The sequence below is a fragment of the Pseudomonas sp. TE3644 genome (assembly GCF_056278815.1).
Genome location: NZ_JBWBQF010000001.1, coordinates 2,997,533 through 3,014,647, shown reverse-complemented (window position 1 = coordinate 3,014,647; position 17,115 = coordinate 2,997,533). Strand labels below are relative to the sequence as shown.

Here is a 17,115-nt window from a genome sequence, read left to right as displayed (position 1 = left end):
CAGGTGCGGTGCATTAGAAACCGCGCAGGCAGTCGATCTCGGCGGCCACGTGCAGTGCGGCCTCCAATTCGGAGATTTGCTGTTCTTCCATCAGTCGCCAGCGTTCGGCTTTTTCCTCGGGCTCGGTCATGGCCAAGGCCAAATAGAGGCTCGGGGGCACGGCGCGGAACAGTGTCTCCATGTTCTTGGCCAGCACCACCCCCTCGGTGTACTTGCCCGATGCCTTGCTTGCCGATAACAGCAACGCCTTCTGCGCCGGCGTCAGCTTCTTGAAGCGGGCGATTTCCTCGATCTCCGCCGGCGGCATGTTCAGGCAAATCCACCATTCGATCATGTTCAGCATGGTCTGCGCGGCGCTGGGGAAGTCGGCCAGGTTCTGCGTCGCCAGCCAGAACCACGCCCCCAGCTTGCGCCACATCTTCGTGCCCTTGACCACGAACGGCGCCAACAAAGGGTTCTTGGTGATGATGTGGCCCTCGTCCGTCACCATGATCAAGGGCCGGCCCAGGTATTGATCGCGTTCGGCCAGGTTGTTCACGGTGTTCATCAGGCTGATGTAGCTGATCGACATCTGCGCCTCGTAGCCCTCGCGGGCATAGGTCGCAAGATCGACGATGGTGACGTCACTCTCGGGCCAAGGCGTGCCGGTCCGGTCAAACAGCGTGCCCTCGAATCCCTGGCAGAACAGGTCCATGGACTCGGCCATCTCCTGGGCGCGCTCGCGGCGCTTGTCGGGCAGATGTGCATCGCAGGCAACCCGCAGCAGCGCATCCCGCACGTCATGGGTCATGACCTGCTGCTGGGCATCCGCACAGGCTTTTGCGGCATCGAGGATGCATTCCCGGATCAGGCTGCGGTCCGCGCGGGTCAGGCGCGCTTCTTCCTTGGCTTCACCACCGGTGATCATCAGTCGTGCAGTAATTTCCAGTTCGCCCAAGACATCGCGTTGCTCGTCGTTGTCCGTGTTGCTGTCGTCGAGGTCATCGGTGGCCAGGTTGGCGACCTGGTCGGGGCGCTCGACCAGCCGCCGGGCGTCGGCGAAGGGCGCCAGACTCAAGCCGCTGCCCGGCTTGAGTTGGACCTTGTTGACCGATAGCCCCAAAGTAGCGAAATAGTCACCTTGCAGGCCAAACGAGTTGCCGGCCTCGACGATGAACAGACGGGGCCGGTAGACGGCCATCACCTGCATGAGGATCGAGACCAGGGTGGCCGACTTACCCGCGCCGGTAGGGCCGAACAGCAACAGGTGACCGTTCATGGACCGGTCAAACCGCGACAGCGGGTCGAAGGACAGCGGAGCGCCGCCGCGGTTGAAGAACGTGATGCCTGGATTGCCGGTGCCGACGCTGCGCCCCCACAGCGGCAAGAGGTTGGCAACGTGCTGCACGAACAGCAGCCGGGTGTACCAGTTTCGTTTGTCGCGGTTGGCGTTGTACACCATGGGCAGCCAGCGCAGGTAGCTGTTGCACGCGGCAACTTCATCGCCGTCGCGCACTGGCTGCAGGCCAGCACCGAGCAGGACGTTGGCGGCCTGGATGGAGCGCTGGCGCAGCTCTTGCTCGTCCTTGCCGCACAGGTAGAACGCCAAGGTGCCTCGGTAGAGCTTGTGCTGGCGGCCGATCAGCGAGCGCGCCTCCTCGACATTCTGGCGGGTCTGGGTCGAGGCCAGGTTTTCGCCAATGGCCTTGCGGGCGAGCCGGTTCAGTTGCTCCTCGAGTACGTCTTGCGGCGTCACCACCAGCGTCAGGCTCATGACCGTGGCTTCCGGCATTTGATCGAACAGCGCATTGAGCGCCTCGCCCTTGCGCGTCTCTCCGGTGAGTTGGCCGATGTGGGGTGGCTTGCGCAGCTTGTCGACCACCATCACCCGGTGGGGGTGCTGATCGAAGTACCACAGCCCCTGCTCAACGTCGGAGCGCGGTTCCTGGTAGAACAGGCGCTCGGCAAAATCGTGGTCGAACGGCAGTTGCAGAGAGTCTGTTTCCCCGTCATCGGGATAGGGCACGCGCCGGTAGAACTCGACGGGTGATTCGCCCGTCAGGGCTGGGGCCGGATTGAACCAGGGCAGCAGCCAAGCGTAGAAGTCGCGCCCGTTCAGCCGCCGAGGGCTGACGCCGCAAGCTTGCAGGGAGGCGGTGATGCGATCGCAGGCCCTGGCCAGCAGCTGAATGGGCGCTTGTTCCTGGCTGTCGGGTTGAGCATCCAGCCAACGATAGATGACCAGGCGAATCCGTCGATTGCTGCCGCGCCACGGCAAGTGCGACACCACGTGGTCGTCAAACAAGCCCCCGGGCTTGGCCACGGCGGCCAGGTGCCGGCGCATCAAGCCGAGAAACGCCTCGGTGAATGGCGTGCCCGCCGCCCGGGGAGCGATATAGCGCTCCAAGCGCTCCAGATAAGGTGAGAAGTCACTGTCGTCCTGGCAGTAGAACTGCACCACCCACGGCGCCTGGTCGAGTTCATCGAAGCTGTCCTGCAGGGCATCCTCCAGTGCGTCACGGGCGGCCAGCAGCCACTCGGGCTCGCGGCCTTCGGTGCCGATCGGCTGCAGCTCGAATGCAGCACCGACCGAGCGGTTGTCGTCGAGCAGGAAGCAGCGCTCGGCCTCTAGGTACTCCACCCACGGTAGGTGGTCGGTGAAGCTGGGGTTGTGCGCGTAGTGCGCGGTTTCATCGGCTTGCGTTGCACGTCGGCGCTGGGCGGCGCGCCATACTTTCCAGCGTGGCTGCCCCTCATCGCGCTCTTCGGCCATCACAGATCGTCCAGGCGCTCGCCCGGCAGCGCGTACTGGACCTTCTCGTACAGCGGAAACACCGTCGAATAGCCAGGGACGGGCGCCTGCTGAGTGCCGCTCAGGTGCGGGTAGACGTACATCACCAGATCGGGGTTGGGCAGTCGTGGAAACTGCGCGCGGATCTCGTTGGCAGCGGTACGTGTGTAGGAGGCCTGGTCACTGATCATCCGCTCGGGTTCGAGGATCGGCCGGCGCAGTTCGCTGCGGGCCTCCAGCAGTTGTACCTGGGTGCCCACGGAGCCGGCGCCGTTCCAGATGTCGAGCATCGTCTGGTCGCCATGGGGCAGCAGTTTGTCCTTGTCGGTGCTGCAGCCGAGCAGCGCCAGGCAGAGCAGGCTAATCCAGGTCCAGCGTCGAAACGGATGAGTTTTCATGATGGACTCTCCGGCCTTTGGGCTCGTAGTCGATGGTGATCTCGTGGTCCAGGTGCAGCGCGACCTTGGCGGAGGGCGGCACGTAGATGGCGGCAAAGGCCTCGCCATATAGCTTGTTAATCCAGTCACGGATATCGCCGATGCCACCGCTGATGACCGAGTTCAGCGCGCTGTTGCCGCTGCTCTGGCTGACGCCCAGTGAGCTGCTGCTTGAACTGATGAAGGAGGCGCTGTTCTGCTCGCTGCCCAAGGCCGCGGCAAAACCGGCGCCGGCGGCGGTGATCAGGCTCTGGCTGCCCAGGTACTGCTGGGCGTTGGAGCGGCGCTCGCCGGAAACGCAGGGAATGCCGTAGGGGTCGGAGATATAACCCAGGCCGCCGCGGATCTTCTCGGTATTCGAGGACTGGCTGGTGGCGCTGTTGCGGCTGACTACGGCCTGAGGCTGCGGCACGGTGCGCACGGTACCGTCGGCAAACACGAAGGTGATCGACTCGACCTGGCCCCGCACGCAGGACAGTGTCCAGTCGCCGGAGGCGGTACCGCTCATGACCGCGCCCACTACTTCGGGCAGGTCAATGCCGTTGGCCGTGAGGTTATCCGGTCCGACCAGGACCTTGAAGGGATAGGGGTCGTTGACCGTGCCATCCACGGGGACTCGGCCAATCAGCGCGGTCATGGCCACCGAGCCCATCAGGGTCGCGTTCTCCGGGATGGTGTAAATGGGCTTGGCGCCTTCGTTGCGATCATGCTGAGCCGCGAGATCACGCTCACCCTTGGCCACGGCACGCAGCTGTTTCTGGCCACGGTCGATGGCGTTGTCCTGCAGCCCCTCCAGGCCATTGAACTTCGAGGACAGCTTGGACAGCGGGCTGTCAGCTTTCGGGGCGCCGTCGCTCGCCGTGCGTCCCGACGCTGGCTCTATCCATTGCAGCGTATCCGCCGAGGGCGGCACGCCCTTGATGGCCTGCTCATCACCGGGCTCCAGGCCAAAACCCACGGGTAAGTCGGACTTTGGTCCTGACATCCCGGCAATCTGATCCTTGAGCTTCGACAGCAGCCCTTGGGTTTCCCGGTGCTGTTGTTCGGCTTTCTGCCGAGCATCATTGGCTTGCTGGCGCTGCTCGGTCACCTGCTGGGTGACGCTGCCCAGGGTGTTCTGGATGCGGCTGTCGATGCTGCCCTCGCGGGTACGCAGCCGGTTGTTCTCGGTCTGCAGCGATTTGTTGCTTTTTTTCAGCGTCAGCATATCGCTGCGCATGGCTTTGACCTGGCCGACCAAGGTGGCCACCGTATCGCGCGGCGTATCGCCTGCGATGCCGAGGGCCTTGGCTTGCTCGGCAGTGAGGGTGGTGTTGTCCTGGGGTTGAGGATGCTTTTCACCCTGCGGTGCAATCCAGGACCTGAAGATGATCAGCACGACGGCGATCAGTAAGCCGGGCACCAGCCACTTCAGCAGCACGTTAGCTTTCATGGTCGGTTCCCTTCGGCTTGGGCGGGGACAGCAGCAGTGCCTGTTTCAGGCCTCCACCCCGCGTGACCAGGTAGGCCACCGTGGTGTCTTCAGGCGTTCCGGAGCGCCCCAGCGAGGTGTGCTGGAACGTCGCCGCGAACAGGGTCGCCTGCAGATGACGCGGGTCGAGCAGAACCTCGCCTGGCCCCTGGTTCACCAGCTTTACTGCGGTGACCCAGTAGTCGCCGAGCCGCCAGGCGGCCAGGGCCTTGGCGGTAACGTGTTCGGTGGGCAGCAGGGAACTGAGTGCGGCGGACTTACCAACCGGTACGCGGCGGACACCAGGCAGCGGCGCGACTGTACGCAACGGCGCATAGAGATTTTGCGCGGCATAGCGGGTGAGCACCACCGGGATCGGCGTAGCTGGTACCGCAGGCGTGGTGCTTGAGTTAGCTCCCGCTTCAGGTGCCTTGGCGTCCGCGACGATCTTGATCGGTTCCAGCGCGGCAGTGCCGACCACCGCTTCAATGTCGATCAGCACCATATCGCCGGACTTCACCGACTGCAGCTGCAGGCGCGTCGGCGGAATCGCGTCGGACGCCAGCAAATACACGGTGCTGCCAACCGATTGCACCCGCAGCTTGGCACTGATCGCATTGGGTACGCCCACGCGAACGTCCTCGTCGAGCATCAGGATGCGTTCTTGGCCAACCACCAGTGGCACGGCCAAGGGTAGGCGATCCCAATGCTTGATCTCAACGGCGCTCGCGGTTGCGCACCAGGTAGCCGACCATACGAAGGCCAGGATCAATAAGTGTCTGTTCATGACGCACCTCCCGGTAGCGACAGCTTCTGCGGCGTGCCTTCGTAGCAGTCCAAGGCCAGGCCCCACTTGTTGTGCTCGGGGTCGACATCGAAGCGCACCACGCGCAGCGGGTAACGCACGACCACGCGCTTGACCGGTTCGGCCGCGTAGTACTCATCGGCGTTGAGATCGAGCTGCACCAGCCAGCTGTGCGCATCCAGCTGCTTCACCCGCAGGCCGGGGTCATCGCTGTACCCGCGGCCGAGTACCTCATAGACGCCCCGTACGCGACCGCGCAGCTCCCCGGCGACCTTGCGGTACTCGAAGTCACCGTCGAGGAAGGTCTTGCAGGCCGGCGTGAGGTACGGCTGCAGGGCATAGATCGCCCGGGGGTAATCGGCCTCGCCATCCGTAGGCCAGCGATTGAGCTGGCCAAAGATGTACAAGGCGAAGGAATAGATGTTTTCCGGCGGCACATCCCACCATTTGCGCGTGCTCCCCGAGCGCAGATCCGGCGGTACATGGATGGTCAGCTGGCTCGGGGCGGTCTGCCAGCCATACCAGAGCCCCGCACAGAGCAGCGCCAGTGCCCCGACCGCCAGGCGCAGGCTGAAAATATGCGCCTGTTGCGCATCGACCTTGTTGCGGAAGCGGCTCATGGGTTGCCCTCCCGATGACGACGGGTGCGCCTGACCGTCCAGGGGCCTGAGTGCAGGATCAGGTGCTGGGCGCCGACGCCCCAGTGCAGGGCCAGATCCCATTGCAACCTGCGGTACAACCAGGTCTCGGGTCGGGCGCGTTTGGCGCGGCGCAGCAGCTTGCCGCCGGCAAACAGTGTCAGTGCCATGCTGGCGATCATGCAGCTGGGCAGCATGGCGATGGAGGCGGTGGCCAGTGCCAGGGGCGCACCAACAATGAGGCCAATGCTGGCACCGATGGCCAGGGCCACCCACATCTCATCGTTGGTCAGGCCACGCAGCACGGCAGGGTCACGATTGAGCCGTTCGGGCAGGAAGGTCAGGGTGCCGTCGGGGAGGGTCGCGATGGGATCGGGCATGGCGACCTCACAGGATGGCGGCGGCTTTGGTTAGGAACCAGATGATGACCACCACCAGCAGCGCACCGACACCGACGACCGCGCCCAGATCCTTCCAGGTTTTGCGCTGGTTCTGCACGTCGGCGTAGACCGTCAGTGAGTGCCAAGCCACACCGAGAAAGGCGAGGAGGGCGATCAGCAGGCCGAGCAGGATGCCACCGTCGTAGGCGTAGTTCTTGATGGTCTCGATCAAGCCGTTGCCCTCGCCGCGAGAGGGCGCTTCCATGGTTGGGAGATCGGCGAAGGCCAGGCTCGACATCAAAATCAGCAGGCTACTCAGAAAGCCTTGCTGCAGGCGCTGGCGTAGGTGGATGAAGCGGACGGGACGAAATAGGCGAAGGGGCATGGCTAGGGTCTCCTGTGATCAGGACAGCATGAAAAACATCAGGACAATCAGTGCAAGCGCGAGGCGCGCCGTGCTCCCGCCGAGGGCACCGAAGCTGATGTTGCCGGCCGCCCAACCGCGGTAGCCAGTCCATAGCGCCCAGCTGCACCAGAGCAACGCGAGAACCAGGACCGCCGAGCGCCACATGACCGAGCACAGCTGCGGGGTAAAGCCGGCAGCCGCGGTAAAGGCGGTGATTTGGCTGTCAGTCATGCTCATGGGCATTCCCCACGGAAGTGGTGTCATGGCGGTAGTCAGCCGGCAGCTCGATCAAATCGGCCGGCTGTGCGCGCGAAGGTGACAGGTACGCATGGATACCTTGGCGGACTCGTTGTAGGTCGTGAGTAAACCGGAGGTAGTCAAAGCGATAGCGGGCGGAGTCGGATGCGCCAACAGTCATTTGAGCGCGATCTGCCGACTGCTGGATGGAGTCGAACTGTCGAACGATAAGGGCAAGTTCAGCTCGTTCCTGGCTTTCTACTGCCCAGACGGAAGTAGAGAGTACGATCGCGTAGGTAAACAGCCAGAAGCGGGGAGCAAGGGTCATGTCGGCAGCCCTGTAGAGGTCTGCAGTCACCATGCTCAATTCGAACGGGTTTTACCGGGGCAAAAGCGAAACCGCCGACATCGCATAACCACGCGGCCCCCTCGCGTTGCTTTAACGCAAATTTTTATCAGGCGGCTAGAGCGTTGCACTCCCTCACGCAGGCTGCGCATGAATCAGCGCAAGCAGCACACTGAAGTGGGCAGGCATCAGCATGAGGGAATGGTAGATAAGCTCTATTAAATGGGTGGGCGCGTCCACACCTCGCACATTAGACAAAGTTGCCTATTATTCGCCAGGTACGGTCCCAGTGATGGAGGCATGTTTTTTCAATTTCCATAGGCAGAAGCTTTCCTCAGTATGCCCATCTGGACCAACTATAGGGAAGATTTCAAAACAATGTGGCTACCTATTGGGTGATCGTGGGCAACCAGAGCGAAACCTGGGTACCTTCCTCTGGTTGCGACGTAATGCTAAAACAGCCACCGGCTTGCAACACCATGCCGTGCACGGTAGAAAGACCTAGACCTGTCCCGTTACCCACCCCTTTTGTTGAAAAGAACGGGTCAATGCATCGGGCACGGGTGTGTTCGTCCATGCCTCGCCCCGTATCGCTTACGAGCAGGCGCACATAATCGTGTTTAACCCCCGGCGACCTTGGTTCGATGTTTGCGCTGATGGTCAGCACGCCATCAGCGGGCATTGCGTCCTGCGCGTTGGTGGCAAGGTTGAGAACGGCGAGTTCCAAATAGTGCGGATCGATCCACAGTGCTGGTAATGTGTCTGGTACGTTGATCTGCAGCGTTGTCCCTGGGGCCAGGAACTGCCGGATTCGAGGAGTCAAGTCATTCATCAGCGTCGTCAGGTGGACTGCTTGGGGCCGCATGGGATGCCGTCCTGCAAAGGTCAGCAATCGGGCTATCAACTCACGTGCCCGCTCCGCCGCCTGGAGCGCGATATCGATTAGCTTAATCGAGCGCGGTTCATCACAGCGGCGACGAAGCAGTTCCAAAGAACTGATAATGGGCGTCAGCAAGTTATTGAACTCGTGGGCAACACCGCCACCCAATCGTCCCACCGTTTCCATCTTGCGGGCTTCTTGCAATTGCGCGATCGCCTGGGCTCGCTCATTGACCAGGGCCAGCACTCGTCGTTCCAGCTCATCGTTGAGGCAGTCGGCAGTCGGGGTGGCGCCGCCGGTTGCTGGAATGAGGTCCACTTGCAGCAACGTCGCCTGTCGGTGCTGAAATTTCACGCGCTCGGTCGTCTCCGTAACCACACACAGCACGCCGCCCACTGTGCCATCGGCGTCGGGCACAGCAGAATAAGAGACGTCGAAGTACACGGTCTCACCCCCGCCGTGACGCTCGATGTAAAACGGCCTATCCCTGGCAGAGAACGTCTGACCTGTGTCACGCACGCCTTGCAATAAAGGCCACAGATCCGCCCATAACTCTGTCCAGTGCTCACTGGCGGGCCGGCCTAGCGCGTGCGGGTGCTTATCGCCGATGCTAGGGGCATAAGCATCATTGTACAGGGCGACAAATTGCTCCCCCCAAAACACGACGATCTGAGCGTGCGCTGGCAGTACCGTGGCCAGCAGCGCCTTGAGGGGGCCGGGCCATTGCGCGGGTGCGCCTAGCGGCGATTCCGCCGAGCCGAGCATCTTCAACCTATTGCCTGTTTCCCCGCCGTTGGCGAGGAAAGCTAGTTTGTCGGGAGCTGCGGCGCCAACCGCGCTGCCGTGGGATCGCTTCATGCTGAGGGTGCTCTGAGTGGTGCGAAAGGGGCGGACTCGAAAGCTTCGAGTGGCTGCTATTCACCCTTGACCTCGCAGCAGTTGTTAAAATTCCCCATGAGCGCCGGCTTATTCATCCAGAACGTTGGAGTAGACCCTGTATTCCCAAGGTTGATGATCATCATCGGCGTTTGGAGCGGTATCAGTCGGCGATCGGGGCTCCGTTCGTGGTTTGGTACTTGGGCGATTGATGCAGTTGCGCAGGCCCAATCGAGTATTGGGCGCCTCCTTCCTGGTTGCCAGCGCCGCGATTTTTACCATCGGCCATACGATTGGCACCGCATCGCTGGTGGCACCTTTTATTTTTATCGCTGGATTTTGCGTAAGCGGCACGATGGTTGAGGTGACTGGTTTGGTGGCTACGTACTACCCGACAGCTAGTCGAGCGACATGGGTTTGCTGGGCCTCTGCTGTTGAGCGGATAGGCTCCATGTTTGGATCTGCCACGGGAGGGTACTTGCTTGCGTGCGGATTAGGTTTCACAACCCTGTTCATGTGCGTAGCTATCCCAGCATTGGTAGCTGCAGTATGCATGTGGATGATGCCAATGGAGAAGGATCAGGCTAAAGCGAATGATGCTTTGGTCACCAGGACTGAACATTCTTCCGCCTAAAGTCTTCAGTCGGTCGGTATCAATTAACGGGCGCTCTCTGAGGCGCCCAACTGCTTCCGGTGTACTTATGCCTGCACGCTCGTTGAAGGCCAGCGATCAATTGCGTTGATCTGTCAATCGAAGCCAAGTGGTTGAGCATGCCATTACCCATCTGATGGAAGAGAGCATTGCTTTTGTAGAAGGCTCCCTTATTCGAGTTTTGTACTGCCCACCCTGCCGTCCGCCACTCGGCTGTGCTCGAGTTGCTGCGCTGGCTGATACCCAGATCCGCCGCAATGTTTTTACTGGGGTACCCGGTTAACACCATGTCCATGATCTGGCGCTAGCGTGCCGTCAGGGTAGCGATGTAATCGATCGCCTCCTGACGGCTGGCTAGGATTTTGTGAATGTGGTGTGAATGGCCTACCGCGCGCTGGATGCTGTCTAGCATTTCGTTGCGGTTAAACGGTTTTTCGATAAAGTCCCAGGCGCCAGCCTTGATGGCCTCCAGGGCATGGAGATGTCACGGGTGCTGCTGCTGATGATGATGATGATGGTGGATAACAGGTCGCCGTGTTGGCGCATGTCGATAGTGTTCAGGCCCGGCAGGCGGCCTCCTATTGACTCCTTCAGAGATATTTTTTAAATGTTGCTGTGGTGATGGCCACCATAAATCCAAGAAGTCCCGCGCACGGCAGCAGAATGATCAAGGGATTGATCGACCACGGCAGTGACAGATAGATCAGCCAAGGGGACAGCAGCAGCGGCAAGATCAAGCGCCGCGCCCGATGATAGATGAAGCTGCTTTCTCGTCCGGCGCCGAACCGGCGCAGGTCACGGCGCATCAAACCGTCGACGCCACCGGTTAGCCCCGCCAGGAGAAACAGCGGGGTGGCCAGCCCTAGCACGATCATACGCACGACGAAGGTCAACATCGTGAACAGCGCGGCTATCAAGTAGTTCTCACTATCCAGGTAAAGTTGGGCGAGTAGACCCTGGAGACTGTCCTCGCGACTGAGGTTTGGCACATGCTCGTGAACATATGCCCAGCCAGTCTCGACCATCAGCCAGTGATTCAGGTAGCCAAGCAGGTTTGTGGTGGTCTGCGCGGGCTCTGCGACCAGCAGCGAGTGCGTGAAGTGCTCGCCGAGCCAGCCGAGCTCCGCGATCAACATGGCTTCGGCGTGGTGCCAGCCTTGCTCCGGCCAGATCAGCAGCAGGCCAAGCATCTCCAGCAGGATCGAGCATAGCAGCGAAGCCAGCATCAGCCCGAGCAGGCGCAAAGTCAGCCCGATCATGCCCAGAATCAGGCCAGGCTTTTGCTGCACTGGAGGTGGGTTGCTAGGCGTAGTGGGCATGCGAAACCCTCGGCTTGAGGGGAATCATGGCGACGGCGATGGTGGCTTTCGGCTCCCGCGCCCCGGCAGCGGCCGCTCCGGGTCAAAGTTCTCGGTCGGCGCGCCGCCGGCGCTCGCCCACCACTGGCCGGCGTTGGCGTTGTAGCGCTCGCGCATGTGCCGGGCCAGCGCCTGCAGATCCTTAGGCATGGCATCGTCAGCGGCTGCCAATGGCAGCGGCATGCGCACCTTCCACAACTGGCCACCTTCCTGAAAGGAAAACATCTGCCCCTTCGGCAGGCTGACGATATGCGCGGGCTCAATCAGCGGCACGGCGGTACTGCTGACACGGTCCTGGGAGGAGGAGGTGAAGTCGGTATGGGCATCCGGGTCGGCGGTGTCGGTGGCCCCGGAAACCAGCGTGCGGGTCTGCACGTTGACCTTGGGCAGTTGGTTGGTCAAAAGCTCCGCGGTTGCGGTCTCCCGCACCCGCAGCATCTGCAAGGTGTTGAAGTTGCCGGTCACTTGGCCGGCCTTGGCGCGGTTGCCGATGCGCGCCTCGATATCGCTCAGTGTCTGGGTGTAGGCGGTGACTTGGATGCCGGCACCGCCGCCCTTGTTGATCAGCGGGATGAACTCGTCGCCCATCAACTCATTGAATTCGTCGGCGTGCAGGTTAATTGGCAGCTTCTCTGCCGAGCTGTAGACGTCAGGGAGGCCATGGTCCACGCCATGCTTGTAGATGTGCCCCGCGACTGAAACCAGGTCGGCGAACATCGAGTTGCCCACGGCGGCGGCGACCTCGGCATCGGTCAGTGCATCGAGACCGACGTAGACGATCCCGCGTTTGCGGATCACCTGCAGCCAGTCGAAAATTGGCCGTGGATCGTCCAGGTCGGTGTAGTTGGGGGCCAGCAATTGTGCGGTCTTGCCACTGGTGAGCTTTTCCAGCAATGGCAGCAGGGAGGCGACGATCTTGTCGAAGTAGGTGCGGTCGTAGCGCACCGCCGAGCGCAGCCCATCCATTACTGGATCGAAGATGCGTTTGGCGGCCAGGTACTGCTCGATGGCGACCACACGCTTTTCGCGGCCGATCATGTGCCGAGGGATGTTCTTCTCGTTGAGCCGTCCCTCAATCTGCACGATGGCCTCCCAGGCCTGGGGATCGTGGCGGGCGAAAAACTGCTGCGCATACTCGATGAACAGGGCGTCGATATTGACCACGTGGCGCTGGATCTGTAGATAGTCCGGACGCCGGCCCAGCTCGATCAACGCGCGGGCAATGATGTTGACGAAGCGCCAGGCGAATTCGCGGAATGCGGCCGAATTGCCTTCGCCGCTCAACTGCCCGGCGATACGCGTGGCGACCTCGGAGATACGCCCGAAGCGGCCGATGGCGTTGTAGCGGGCGGAGATCTCCGGCCAGCCCAGGTGGAACACGTAGAACTCCTTCTCGCGCCCGGCGCGGCGCGCCTCGACGTACATGCGCTTGAGCAGATCGGCATCGCCCTTGGGGTCGAAGACGACCACCACTTCATGCGGTTTGCGCTGGATGTCCTGGGTGATGTACACCTCGGCCAGGCGCGTCTTGCCGACTCGCGTGGTGCCCAGCACCAGGGTATGGCCGACCCGTTCGCCCAGGGGCAGGCTGGCTTCGCTTTCATGGGGCTCGACCCCGTGCAGCAGCGGTGAGCCGCCTACCGGCGGCAACGGACGCACGGGATTGAGCGGGCTGTCCCAGGCGGTGAGCCGGGCCAGATGCGACAGCGGGAAGGGCGCGCTTTCCAGCGCGCGCTCCAGGCGCCGTGCCTGCTGGTAGGCGGCCGACTGGTTGACGTAACGCGCTAGTGCCGGGTCCTGGGCCTCGACCAGGCGCTGGGTGTGCAGCCGTGTCCAGCGAAAGCCACGGCCCATGAACAGGCGCTGCTGGCTGACCGGGATCTGCCGGCTGGTCAGCGCGTAGCGCGGCAGGCGGCGGATGTTGCGGCGGTAGCGCAGCACCACGCGGGCTTGGTTGAGGCGTTTGAGGCCAAAGGCGGTGTACGCCAGGGCCATGCCCGCCCCGATCTCCGGCGACAGCGCCACCGCCCACGGCGAGTGCAGGCACAACGCGGCGGCGCCAGCGCAGACGCCGGCGGTGTACAGCTCGACGGCGGGCCTGAGCAAGGACTCCATCGCGTGATCGGCCATGGTCTATCCCCCTCATTGTTCCAGGGCGGTTGGCGTAATCAGCACGGGGTAATGCTCCAGGTGCAGGCGCGCGGCGATGTCATCACCGCTGACCGGCCAGATCGGTAGCTCCGGCGCTTTTGCCTGGATGCTCTGTAACGCTCCGCTGTCCGCGACTTCCACGGCCAGACCGCTGGCGCCGATCGCCTGCAAGGCCGGGGCATGTTCAGCCAGCCATTGCAGGGAAAGCGGGTCCTGACCGACCAGAAACAACGGTGTTATTCCCGTCATATCCAGCACTCTGCGGGTGACCGGACCTGGGCTCAGCTGACTGCTGTGGATAGGCAGGACCCAGCTCAATCGGCGTGGGTCGGGTGGCGAGGGCGTTGGCTCCACCGTCTGGGCGGCCACGCCCTGCCACAACAAACACGATATCATCAGGGCAAGGATTCGCAACGGTGTCATGGTTGGCTCTCCAGGGTTAGGGCAGCCGATGCGTCGACCCGCTGCCAATGGCGGATGAACTGCGCGCGATAGCGGGCGGCAAGCTCGCCTCCGGCTGGCCGGTGATAGCGGCCAGCGGCTTGCACCCAGTTGCCGGCCGCTTCGTAGTGTTCCTTGAGCAGGTCGGCGGTGACCGCCAGGTTGGTCCGCGGATCCAGCGCTTCACAGGCGCTGCTATAGCGCTCGGGGTGGTAGCCGAGGTTGGTTTGGCCCAGGCCAACGTCGATGCGCCGAGGATCCTGGCGGGTGAGCTCGAGCATGAGGGCGGTGCACGCCTGCTGACGATTGGCGAAGCGCTGCGGATTGCCGGCGACATTCAACGTCCAGGGCCAGGGGATGGTCTGGCCGCGCAGCCGAGTACCACTTTCCTGCAAGGCAATGGCGAACAACACCGAGGAGGGAATGCCGGCCTGCGCGGCGATCACCTGGTAGGCAGGAGGGGGTATCACCTCTGCGCCTGCCTGAGTGCCAAGGCCCAGCGCCAGGGCGCAGATCAGTCGACGCGCTGCCATTGTCCGTCCACCTGTTGATAGCGTGCTGGCAATGGACGGCTGGCGCCCAAACCGAACCAACTTCCCCGATCATGGTTAAGGGTGACCTGCCCGCTGCTGACCTGCGCTGCTGTGATGCCCGCTTGGCGCGCCCAGTGCCGGATCACGTCATCCTTGCCCTGACTGCCGACCAAGAACACATCCAGCTGCACGCCCTGTTTCGCCAGTTGTGAGACTCGGGGTTGGCAGGCCGAACACTGCTCTTCGACGAACAGCGCGTAGCGAGTCCCGGCTGAGGGAGTGTCCGCGCTACTCATGCCCTGTACAGGTTGCAGACCGGGGAACAGCCGCGTCCACGCGGCGGTGTACGCCTGCTGGTAAGCCAGCTCGCGCTCGGCCCGTTTGGCCTCCAGGCGCACTTGCAGCTCGGCGTAGCGCTGCCGCTCCTGGTCGGAGTCCGCCTCCACGCCCAGGGTGGTCAGCGGGTCCAACTGCGGTGACCAGTAGTGCCGGGGGCCGCTTTGCAGGTGTTCAAACTTGGCCCATTCATCGTCAGTCAGTCCCCACGCCTGCGCGGCAGTGGTCTGTTTCTGCTGCAGCGGCGTGACGTCGCTGTTCCGCTGCGTGGATTCGGAGACTTCCTGGTCCGCCGCGGCAACAACGGCAGCGTGCAGACTGATTGGCAGCAGAAGCACGTTGAGGAGAGCGAAAAGGCGCATGGCAGCGTCCTCAGGGCAGGGGTAGGCTGCGGTCGGCATGCCCCGCGATCTGGAACACGGCACGGTCGCTTTCGATTGTGCGCAATTGCCAGCCATCCAGGCTCTCGCCCGGCTGCAGCAATTGCACGGCGGACAGCGAGCGCGCACCGGTTGGCAGCACCGACACGAATCGGGCGCTGCCACGCGTCTCGATGCCGAGCACCGACAGCGGCGGTTCGGCAGGGCGCGGTGTTATCGCCTTGGGCGCTGGCGTCGGGGTGGGTTTGGAGTGGGGCAGGGGTTGAGATTTTGCCGCGAGCTGGGCCTGCAGATGGGCAAGCTCACCTTCGGCTTTGTCCAGTCGTTGCTGCCAAGCGGTAAATACCTCGGTGCTGGGGGCATTGGCTGTTGATCTCGACTGCTCGGCAACGGCAGCGCCGAGCCGATCAAACTGCTGCCGGGTTGCCGCCAGGCTGGCTGTGACAGCCTCCTGTTGGCTGCTCAGGTCGCTCATCTGTGCCTGCAAATTTGCCTGACCATCGCGGAGCAGATCCAGATCCCGCCGCAGGGCCGGAGCAGGATCGGGCTGGGCCTGTGCGGCCACCGCGACCATGGCCGCGAGTTGCTGATGGTGGTTGTAGGTCAACGCTGCCAGCAAGGTCGCGGCGATGCACAGGGCGCCGATCAACAGGTCATGGAAGGTCTGGATTTTCATGGGGCGAGCCCCACCGCCCCGACCGATGCTGCCGGCGATGGCGACCGCAGCGTATAGCAGACCGAGCGATTGAGTGGGTCGACGCTGAGCTCCCAGGCAGGGCCACCGAGGATGGTCAAGGCGTCAATCAAGGCCATCGGTCCGAACTGGTAGTGCACCGCCGGCAGCGACCGGCTGAACAGCAGCGCCTGCGGCGGGACATCCGGACACAACGAATAGCCCGAACGCTGCAGCACATGACGCAATGCCTCGCCGACATCACTGTGCAGCGCCGGCGGAATACTGACCTCGACCATCTGCAGCAGCGGTTGGCGTTGCTCCAGCGTCGGGCGGGCGCTGACCAGGGTGTAGCGACCTTGCCGCACCCAGTCAGGTGCCTGGAGCGTTTCCGGCACCAGCGGCTTGGCGGGCGTCGCGGGCTTGTCGGCGGCCGGCGTTGGGCCGGGAGGGGGCGCAGCATGGCTGCAGCCCGCCAGCAGGGCGGCAATGACCAGCGTGAGCATGAGTGGACGATGCATGGCGATGTCTCAGGGAAGGTTGTCGCTACCATGGCGAAAAGTGCGGCTGTCGCCCCACCGATAAAGCGATTCCCGCCCACGGCTATTCGCGCCCCATAAAAAAGGCGCCCGTAGGCGCCTTGCATCAATCATCGCGAAAAATAGGTAGCTCGGGCAGTCGTCGGGCGTCTGGATCAAACACCAAAAAGCGCACGTCCGCTTGCCCGGCCAGCAGCAACAGCTCGGTCAGCACCGGCGGGATTTGGTCGTCATGCATGCGCGCCAGGACTTCTGCGCGGCTGGCGACACACTCAGGGCAGTTGCCGCCGTCTTGCCAGGGCGTCGAATACAGCTTGCAGCCGATGGCATGGCTGTCGAACAGCTCGAAGCACTCGAAAAAGCCGGACGCGATGCCGCGCCAGGTACGCTCTTCCAGCAGTTTGAACTCCGCAGGCGGCAGGTGCGCCGAGCTGATCTCCCAGCTACGGCTGTAGTGCCCCGTGGCAAAGGTCAATTGCGTGATTACCGCTTGCGCCGACTCTTCGCTGGGATAGTCACCCAAATGGGCGGACTGGCCGAAATGGTCGGCGACGACCGTGTAGACCACCGCCACCACCGTGCCGTCGTCAGTGCATTGCCCCACGGCTTCCCTGACCAGGGTTTGCCCCCGGGTGATCAGCACGAAATCATCATTGAATATGCAAGGCTGGCGACTAATGTCATGGTCCAGCAGCTGAGCCTGCGAGTCATGCAGGGGCCGGTAGCAGGGCTCACCGTAGTCTTCGTAGATAATCTGGATAAGGCGTTCACAGCGGAAGGATTGGTAGCCGCGAACGAAGGGAGTGGACGTAAGAGGATGCATGGCT

At 62.7% G+C, this 17,115-nt stretch carries 18 protein-coding genes and 1 pseudogene; 1 reads left to right on the top strand and 18 read right to left on the bottom strand.

From position 1 onward, the window contains the following. Positions 1-13 precede the first annotated feature (13 nt). The 10 genes and pseudogenes from ACZ9GA_RS13300 to ACZ9GA_RS13255 all read right to left on the bottom strand — a co-directional run. Positions 14-2,752, bottom strand: a complete 2,739-nt coding sequence (locus ACZ9GA_RS13300) for a conjugative transfer ATPase (protein ID WP_457362243.1) — start codon at positions 2,750-2,752, stop codon at positions 14-16. Further along, on the bottom strand, positions 2,752-3,168 hold the full coding sequence (locus tag ACZ9GA_RS13295) for a TIGR03751 family conjugal transfer lipoprotein (RefSeq protein ID WP_457362244.1): 417 nt from the start codon (positions 3,166-3,168) through the stop codon (positions 2,752-2,754). Before ACZ9GA_RS13295 ends, ACZ9GA_RS13300 begins: the two co-directional genes overlap by 1 nt. Beyond that, the gene (locus ACZ9GA_RS13290; protein WP_457362245.1) at positions 3,131-4,639 is read right to left on the bottom strand and encodes a TIGR03752 family integrating conjugative element protein; all 1,509 of its coding nucleotides are present in this window, start codon (positions 4,637-4,639) and stop codon (positions 3,131-3,133) included. Before ACZ9GA_RS13290 ends, ACZ9GA_RS13295 begins: the two co-directional genes overlap by 38 nt. After that, positions 4,629-5,444, bottom strand: a complete 816-nt coding sequence (locus tag ACZ9GA_RS13285) for a TIGR03749 family integrating conjugative element protein (protein WP_457362246.1) — start codon at positions 5,442-5,444, stop codon at positions 4,629-4,631. The genes ACZ9GA_RS13290 and ACZ9GA_RS13285 overlap by 11 nt, the downstream gene beginning before the upstream one ends. Continuing rightward, entirely contained in the window at positions 5,441-6,082 is a 642-nt protein-coding gene (locus tag ACZ9GA_RS13280; RefSeq protein ID WP_457362247.1) for a PFL_4703 family integrating conjugative element protein, read from the bottom strand. Before ACZ9GA_RS13280 ends, ACZ9GA_RS13285 begins: the two co-directional genes overlap by 4 nt. After that, a complete protein-coding gene (locus ACZ9GA_RS13275) occupies positions 6,079-6,480 on the bottom strand; it encodes a TIGR03750 family conjugal transfer protein (protein ID WP_457362248.1) in 402 nt (133 codons plus the stop codon). The genes ACZ9GA_RS13280 and ACZ9GA_RS13275 overlap by 4 nt, the downstream gene beginning before the upstream one ends. Positions 6,481-6,487: 7 nt before the next feature. After that, positions 6,488-6,865: a TIGR03745 family integrating conjugative element membrane protein gene (locus ACZ9GA_RS13270; RefSeq protein ID WP_457362249.1), complete on the bottom strand. Its 378-nt coding sequence runs from the start codon at positions 6,863-6,865 to the stop codon at positions 6,488-6,490. An 18-nt stretch (positions 6,866-6,883) separates the two neighbouring features. After that, positions 6,884-7,123 carry a TIGR03758 family integrating conjugative element protein gene (locus ACZ9GA_RS13265; protein WP_457362250.1) on the bottom strand — a complete coding sequence of 80 codons (240 nt, stop codon included), beginning with the start codon at positions 7,121-7,123 and terminating at the stop codon, positions 6,884-6,886. Continuing rightward, the gene (locus ACZ9GA_RS13260; RefSeq protein ID WP_457362251.1) at positions 7,110-7,451 is read right to left on the bottom strand and encodes an integrative conjugative element protein, RAQPRD family; all 342 of its coding nucleotides are present in this window, start codon (positions 7,449-7,451) and stop codon (positions 7,110-7,112) included. Before ACZ9GA_RS13260 ends, ACZ9GA_RS13265 begins: the two co-directional genes overlap by 14 nt. A gap of 409 nt (positions 7,452-7,860) precedes the next feature. Further along, positions 7,861-9,207: pseudogene (locus tag ACZ9GA_RS13255) on the bottom strand (two-component system sensor histidine kinase NtrB); the annotation flags it as partial. Between the two features lie 211 nt (positions 9,208-9,418). Here ACZ9GA_RS13255 and ACZ9GA_RS13250 point away from each other — a divergent pair. After that, positions 9,419-9,859, top strand: coding sequence for an MFS transporter (locus tag ACZ9GA_RS13250; protein WP_457362252.1), 441 nt, complete (start codon positions 9,419-9,421; stop codon positions 9,857-9,859). A 608-nt stretch (positions 9,860-10,467) separates the two neighbouring features. Here ACZ9GA_RS13250 and ACZ9GA_RS13245 read toward each other — a convergent pair. From ACZ9GA_RS13245 to ACZ9GA_RS13210, 8 genes are all read right to left on the bottom strand, one after another. Then, positions 10,468-11,196 carry a TIGR03747 family integrating conjugative element membrane protein gene (locus tag ACZ9GA_RS13245; protein WP_457362253.1) on the bottom strand — a complete coding sequence of 243 codons (729 nt, stop codon included), beginning with the start codon at positions 11,194-11,196 and terminating at the stop codon, positions 10,468-10,470. A gap of 24 nt (positions 11,197-11,220) precedes the next feature. Further along, on the bottom strand, positions 11,221-13,365 hold the full coding sequence (gene traD, locus ACZ9GA_RS13240) for a type IV conjugative transfer system coupling protein TraD (RefSeq protein WP_457362254.1): 2,145 nt from the start codon (positions 13,363-13,365) through the stop codon (positions 11,221-11,223). 12 nt (positions 13,366-13,377) lie between these two features. After that, on the bottom strand, positions 13,378-13,782 hold the full coding sequence (locus tag ACZ9GA_RS13235) for an integrating conjugative element protein (RefSeq protein WP_476227619.1): 405 nt from the start codon (positions 13,780-13,782) through the stop codon (positions 13,378-13,380). Between the two features lie 23 nt (positions 13,783-13,805). Beyond that, complete coding sequence (locus ACZ9GA_RS13230; RefSeq protein WP_457362256.1) at positions 13,806-14,360, bottom strand: lysozyme family protein; 555 nt, start codon at positions 14,358-14,360, stop codon at positions 13,806-13,808. Next, a complete protein-coding gene (locus ACZ9GA_RS13225) occupies positions 14,342-15,058 on the bottom strand; it encodes a TIGR03759 family integrating conjugative element protein (RefSeq protein ID WP_457362257.1) in 717 nt (238 codons plus the stop codon). Before ACZ9GA_RS13225 ends, ACZ9GA_RS13230 begins: the two co-directional genes overlap by 19 nt. Before the next feature lie 10 nt (positions 15,059-15,068). Beyond that, positions 15,069-15,752 (bottom strand): hypothetical protein, encoded by a 684-nt coding sequence (locus ACZ9GA_RS13220; RefSeq protein ID WP_457362258.1) that lies wholly within the window; start codon positions 15,750-15,752, stop codon positions 15,069-15,071. Continuing rightward, on the bottom strand, positions 15,749-16,270 hold the full coding sequence (pilL2, locus tag ACZ9GA_RS13215; RefSeq protein WP_457362259.1) for a PFGI-1 class ICE element type IV pilus protein PilL2: 522 nt from the start codon (positions 16,268-16,270) through the stop codon (positions 15,749-15,751). Before pilL2 ends, ACZ9GA_RS13220 begins: the two co-directional genes overlap by 4 nt. A 124-nt stretch (positions 16,271-16,394) precedes the next feature. Beyond that, a complete protein-coding gene (locus ACZ9GA_RS13210; RefSeq protein ID WP_457362260.1) occupies positions 16,395-17,111 on the bottom strand; it encodes a DUF5983 family protein in 717 nt (238 codons plus the stop codon). Positions 17,112-17,115: the final 4 nt, after the last annotated feature.

Coding starts and splice junctions, on each gene's coding strand:
- ACZ9GA_RS13225 (WP_457362257.1), bottom strand. CDS start 15,058: ATGCGCCTTTTCGCTCTCCTCAACGTGCTTCTGCTGCCAATCAGTCTG.
- ACZ9GA_RS13290 (WP_457362245.1), bottom strand. CDS start 4,639: ATGAAAGCTAACGTGCTGCTGAAGTGGCTGGTGCCCGGCTTACTGATC.
- pilL2 (WP_457362259.1), bottom strand. CDS start 16,270: ATGCATCGTCCACTCATGCTCACGCTGGTCATTGCCGCCCTGCTGGCG.
- ACZ9GA_RS13270 (WP_457362249.1), bottom strand. CDS start 6,865: ATGCCCCTTCGCCTATTTCGTCCCGTCCGCTTCATCCACCTACGCCAG.
- ACZ9GA_RS13285 (WP_457362246.1), bottom strand. CDS start 5,444: ATGAACAGACACTTATTGATCCTGGCCTTCGTATGGTCGGCTACCTGG.
- ACZ9GA_RS13280 (WP_457362247.1), bottom strand. CDS start 6,082: ATGAGCCGCTTCCGCAACAAGGTCGATGCGCAACAGGCGCATATTTTC.
- ACZ9GA_RS13300 (WP_457362243.1), bottom strand. CDS start 2,752: ATGGCCGAAGAGCGCGATGAGGGGCAGCCACGCTGGAAAGTATGGCGC.
- traD (WP_457362254.1), bottom strand. CDS start 13,365: ATGGCCGATCACGCGATGGAGTCCTTGCTCAGGCCCGCCGTCGAGCTG.
- ACZ9GA_RS13265 (WP_457362250.1), bottom strand. CDS start 7,123: ATGAGCATGACTGACAGCCAAATCACCGCCTTTACCGCGGCTGCCGGC.
- ACZ9GA_RS13230 (WP_457362256.1), bottom strand. CDS start 14,360: ATGGCAGCGCGTCGACTGATCTGCGCCCTGGCGCTGGGCCTTGGCACT.
- ACZ9GA_RS13220 (WP_457362258.1), bottom strand. CDS start 15,752: ATGAAAATCCAGACCTTCCATGACCTGTTGATCGGCGCCCTGTGCATC.
- ACZ9GA_RS13295 (WP_457362244.1), bottom strand. CDS start 3,168: ATGAAAACTCATCCGTTTCGACGCTGGACCTGGATTAGCCTGCTCTGC.
- ACZ9GA_RS13275 (WP_457362248.1), bottom strand. CDS start 6,480: ATGCCCGATCCCATCGCGACCCTCCCCGACGGCACCCTGACCTTCCTG.
- ACZ9GA_RS13210 (WP_457362260.1), bottom strand. CDS start 17,111: ATGCATCCTCTTACGTCCACTCCCTTCGTTCGCGGCTACCAATCCTTC.
- ACZ9GA_RS13245 (WP_457362253.1), bottom strand. CDS start 11,196: ATGCCCACTACGCCTAGCAACCCACCTCCAGTGCAGCAAAAGCCTGGC.
- ACZ9GA_RS13260 (WP_457362251.1), bottom strand. CDS start 7,451: ATGACCCTTGCTCCCCGCTTCTGGCTGTTTACCTACGCGATCGTACTC.
- ACZ9GA_RS13235 (WP_476227619.1), bottom strand. CDS start 13,782: ATGATATCGTGTTTGTTGTGGCAGGGCGTGGCCGCCCAGACGGTGGAG.